Annotated in this window: 3 rRNA genes; all 3 read right to left on the bottom strand. The window is 56.2% G+C overall.

From position 1 onward, the window contains the following. Positions 1-8: 8 nt before the first annotated feature. The 3 genes from rrf to CSQ99_RS30385 all read right to left on the bottom strand — a co-directional run bounded on the left by rrf (position 9) and on the right by CSQ99_RS30385 (position 5,328). Positions 9-123 (bottom strand): 5S ribosomal RNA (gene rrf / locus CSQ99_RS30395). 105 nt (positions 124-228) lie between these two features. Continuing rightward, a 23S ribosomal RNA gene (locus CSQ99_RS30390) occupies positions 229-3,355 on the bottom strand. A 452-nt stretch (positions 3,356-3,807) separates the two neighbouring features. After that, positions 3,808-5,328, bottom strand: a 16S ribosomal RNA gene (locus tag CSQ99_RS30385). The 16S, 23S and 5S rRNA genes sit together here, the layout of an rRNA operon. Positions 5,329-5,440: the final 112 nt, after the last annotated feature.

The raw sequence follows: 5,440 nt of genomic DNA, 5'->3' as shown, positions 1-5,440 counted from the left end.
TAATTTGTGTTCGGCGGTGTCCTACTTTTCCACCCGGGTTGGGTAGTATCATCGGCGCTGGCAGGCTTAGCTTCCGGGTTCGGGATGGGTCCGGGCGTTTCCCTGCCGCTATTGACCGCCGTAACTTTATTCACTTTTCAAAGTGCCCCACTCGTGTGGTGGGGGGGTTTGTTATTTGGTGGTGGGGCGCAGTGGTTTGATGCGCGTGGATATGTGGTTGCGAGCGTTGTGTGTAAGTTTTCGGCCGGTTAGTGCCAGTTCCCTGCATTCATTGCTGAACTTCTAGGTCTGGTCTATTGATCCCGTGGTCTGCGGGGGGCCTTATCCCACTTAATGGGTGAGAAGCCTGGTCTTGGAGGGGGTTTCCCGCTTAGATGCTTTCAGCGGTTATCCTGTCCGAACGTGGCTATCCAGCGGTGCCCCTGGTGGGACAACTGGTGGACCAGAGGTTCGTCCGTCCCGGTCCTCTCGTACTAGGGACAGGTTTCCTCAAGCTTCTGACGCGCGCGGCGGATAGAGACCGAACTGTCTCACGACGTTCTAAACCCAGCTCGCGTGCCGCTTTAATGGGCGAACAGCCCAACCCTTGGGACCTGCTCCAGCCCCAGGATGCGACGAGCCGACATCGAGGTGCCAAACCATCCCGTCGATATGGACTCTTGGGGAAGATCAGCCTGTTATCCCCGGGGTACCTTTTATCCGTTGAGCGACACCCCTTCCACTCGGGGGTGCCGGATCACTAGTCCCGACTTTCGTCCCTGCTTGACGTGTAGGTCTCGCAGTCAAGCTCCCTTGTGCACTTACACTCAACACCTGATTGCCGTCCAGGTTGAGGGAACCTTTGGGCGCCTCCGTTACATTTTAGGAGGCAACCGCCCCAGTTAAACTACCCGCCAGGCACTGTCCCTGAACCGGATATACGGTTCGAGGTTAGAGGCCCAATACGATCAGAGTGGTATTTCAACAACGACTCCACACACACTGGCGTGTGCGCTTCACAGTCTCCCACCTATCCTACACAAACCGTATCGAGCACCAATACCAAGTTGTAGTGAAGGTCCCGGGGTCTTTTCGTCCTGCCGCGCGTAACGAGCATCTTTACTCGTAATGCAATTTCGCCGAGTCTATGGTTGAGACAGCTGAGAAGTCGTTACGCCATTCGTGCAGGTCGGAACTTACCCGACAAGGAATTTCGCTACCTTAGGATGGTTATAGTTACCACCGCCGTTTACTGGGGCTTAAATTCTCCGCTTCACCCCGAGGGGTTAACAGGTCCTCTTAACCTTCCAGCACCGGGCAGGCGTCAGTCCGTATACATCGTCTTGCGACTTCGCACGGACCTGTGTTTTTAGTAAACAGTCGCTTCTCACTGGTTTGTGCCACCCCCCACCGCTGCCGGCCGCGAGGGCCATGACGGTGGAAGGTCCCCCTTCTCCCGAAGTTACGGGGGCATTTTGCCGAGTTCCTTAACCATAGTTCACTCGTACGCCTTGGTATTCTCTACCTGACCACCTGTGTTGGTTTGGGGTACGGGCCGTGTATCTGCTCGCTAGAGGCTTTTCTCGACAGCATAGGATCACCGAATTCGCCTCACTCGGCTATGCATCACCTCTCAGGATTAACGACACCCGGATTTACCTAGATGTCTCCCTACAGGTTTGCCCCAGTATTACCACTGACTGGTACGGCTGCCTTCCTGCGTCACCCCATCGCTTGACTACTACCCAACCGGGTCCCACGCAGCCGGTAGACCCTCTCACCCCGAAGGGATCAAGTGGACCACCATTTGGGTGGTTAGCAGATTGGATTCATCAGGGACGCTGATACACGGGTACGGGAATATCAACCCGTTGTCCATCGACTACGCCTGTCGGCCTCGCCTTAGGTCCCGACTCACCCTGGGCGGACTGGCCTGGCCCAGGAACCCTTGGTCTTTCGGCGGGCAAGGTTCTCACTTGCCTTATCGCTACTCATGCCTGCATTCTCACTCCCACACCCTCCACCACTAGATCACTCTGTGGCTTCACCGGATGCAGGACGCTCCCCTACCCAGCCGACACAAGGTCGGCTGCCGCGGCTTCGGCGGTGTGCTTGAGCCCCGCTACATTATCGGCGCACAATCACTTGACCAGTGAGCTATTACGCACTCTTTCAAGGGTGGCTGCTTCTAAGCCAACCTCCTGGTTGTCTTCGCGACTGCACATCCTTTTCCACTTAGCACACGCTTAGGGGCCTTAGCCGGCGATCTGGGCTGTTTCCCTCTCGACGCACGGAGCTTATCCCCCGCCGTCTCACTGCCACACTCTTTGACTTGTCGGCATTCGGAGTTTGGCTGACGTCAGTAACCTAGTAGGGCCCATCGGCCATCCAGTAGCTCTACCTCCAACAAGAAACGTGTAACGCTGCACCTAAATGCATTTCGGGGAGAACCAGCTATCACGGAGTTTGATTGGCCTTTCACCCCTACCCACAACTCATCCCCTCAGTCTTCAACCTAAGTGGGTTCGGGCCTCCACAACATCTTACTGCTGCTTCACCCTGGCCATGGGTAGATCACTCCGCTTCGGGTCCAGAACACACCACTACACCAAACACTATTGTTTGGATACGCCCTATTCAGACTCGCTTTCGCTGCGGCTACCCCACCCGGGTTAACCTCGCGACATGTCCCTGACTCGCAGGCTCATTCTTCAAAAGGCACGCCATCACCCCACACATAAAGCGAGGGCTCTGACGGATTGTAGGCACACGGTTTCAGGTACTATTTCACTCCCCTCCCGGGGTACTTTTCACCATTCCCTCACGGTACTAATCCGCTATCGGTCACTGGGAAGTATTCAGGCTTACCGGGTGGTCCCGGCAGATTCACAGCAGATTCCACGGGCCCGCTGCTACTCGGGGACAGTTCCACGAAAGCCATCAAGTTTTCAGTTACGGGGCTCTCACCCACTACGGCAGGCCATCCCAGGCCACTTCACCTAACCCAACGGTTTATCACTTTCGCCCTGGCCGGCGGACCAGAGAAGAAACGCCCCACAACACCGCACACACAACCCCCGCCGGGTATCACATGCACACGGTTTAGCCATCCTCCGCTTTCGCTCGCCACTACTCACGGAATCACACTTGTTTTCTCTTCCTACGGGTACTGAGATGTTTCACTTCCCCGCGTTCCCCCCCGTTACCTATGTATTCAGTAACGGGTGACACGACATCACTCGTGCCGGGTTTCCCCATTCGGACATCCTCGGATCAACGCTCGGTTGACAGCTCCCCGAGGCATAACGCAGCCTCCCACGTCCTTCATCGGCTCCCAGTGCCAAGGCATCCACCATGCGCCCTTAAACACTTACAACACAAAACAGTTAAAAATTCTCGGAAGAATCAAAAATTGCATTATCAACGCACACAAACAACACCCACCCCCACAAGGGAAGCCGGCGCCACTGTATGCGAGATGCTCGCAACCACTATCCACAAATCAAACACCACACCCCACCACCAAAGCAGGGCAACAACAACCAACCCCGAACCGTATCCGAGGCGCCACCCCTACCGGGGCGACAGATCTATCTCCGGTTTCCCGAACGGGACGAAGAGATAGCGGGCCTGTTGTCTCAAAGCCCAATAGTGTGTCTGGCAATTCCATCACCGCACAATCCAGCCGAAGCCGAATCCCGCTGCGGATCAACGTTTGTTGTGCACCAGACCCCCACCCACTACAGGTGAAGGGCCATCCACAGAATCGCCCAAGATCACCGAACTCCCACAGTCGTGGGCGGGCCTGGGTCTCGTGGTGCTCCTTAGAAAGGAGGTGATCCAGCCGCACCTTCCGGTACGGCTACCTTGTTACGACTTCGTCCCAATCGCCGATCCCACCTTCGACGGCTCCCTCCCACAAGGGGTTAGGCCACCGGCTTCGGGTGTTACCGACTTTCATGACGTGACGGGCGGTGTGTACAAGGCCCGGGAACGTATTCACCGCAGCGTTGCTGATCTGCGATTACTAGCGACTCCGACTTCACGGGGTCGAGTTGCAGACCCCGATCCGAACTGAGACCGGCTTTGAAAGGATTCGCTCCACCTCACGGCATCGCAGCCCTTTGTACCGGCCATTGTAGCATGTGTGAAGCCCTGGACATAAGGGGCATGATGACTTGACGTCATCCCCACCTTCCTCCGAGTTGACCCCGGCAGTCTCTCACGAGTCCCCGCCATTACGCGCTGGCAACATAAGATAAGGGTTGCGCTCGTTGCGGGACTTAACCCAACATCTCACGACACGAGCTGACGACAGCCATGCACCACCTGCACACAGGCCACAAGGGAATACCTATCTCTAGGCACGTCCTGTGCATGTCAAACCCAGGTAAGGTTCTTCGCGTTGCATCGAATTAATCCACATGCTCCGCCGCTTGTGCGGGCCCCCGTCAATTTCTTTGAGTTTTAGCCTTGCGGCCGTACTCCCCAGGCGGGGTACTTAATGCGTTAGCTACGGCACGGATCCCAAGGAAGGAAACCCACACCTAGTACCCACCGTTTACGGCGTGGACTACCAGGGTATCTAATCCTGTTCGCTCCCCACGCTTTCGCTCCTCAGCGTCAGTTACTGCCCAGAGACCCGCCTTCGCCACCGGTGTTCCTCCTGATATCTGCGCATTCCACCGCTACACCAGGAATTCCAGTCTCCCCTGCAGTACTCAAGTCTGCCCGTATCGCCCGCACGCCCACAGTTGAGCTGTGAGTTTTCACGAACAACGCGACAAACCACCTACGAGCTCTTTACGCCCAGTAATTCCGGACAACGCTCGGACCCTACGTATTACCGCGGCTGCTGGCACGTAGTTGGCCGGTCCTTCTTCTACAGGTACCGTCACTTGCGCTTCGTCCCTGCTGAAAGAGGTTTACAACCCGAAGGCCGTCATCCCTCACGCGGCGTCGCTGCATCAGGCTTGCGCCCATTGTGCAATATTCCCCACTGCTGCCTCCCGTAGGAGTCTGGGCCGTATCTCAGTCCCAGTGTGGCCGGTCACCCTCTCAGGCCGGCTACCCGTCGTCGCCTTGGTAAGCCATAACCTCACCAACAAGCTGATAGGCCGCGGGCCCATCCCACACCGCAAAAGCTTTCCCCCACAAACCATGCAGTCCATGAGGTATATCCGGTATTAGACCCAGTTTCCCAGGCTTATCCCAAAGTGCAGGGCAGATCACCCACGTGTTACTCACCCGTTCGCCACTCGAGTACCCCGAAGGGCCTTTCCGTTCGACTTGCATGTGTTAAGCACGCCGCCAGCGTTCGTCCTGAGCCAGAATCAAACTCTCCAAACAAAAACAACCCAACCCAAAAGCCAGGTGGAATTCGAATCAGAAAAATCCAATCCAACAAAAGACACCAAAAACTGGCATCAAAAAACATCCACCCCTAAACGGGAAAAAGAGG

Source organism: Mycobacterium neglectum (assembly GCF_002591975.1).
Classification (GTDB): domain Bacteria; phylum Actinomycetota; class Actinomycetes; order Mycobacteriales; family Mycobacteriaceae; genus Mycobacterium; species Mycobacterium neglectum.
The sequence above is the reverse complement of the archived record's forward strand: the minus strand, read 5'-3'. Positions and strand labels throughout refer to the sequence as shown.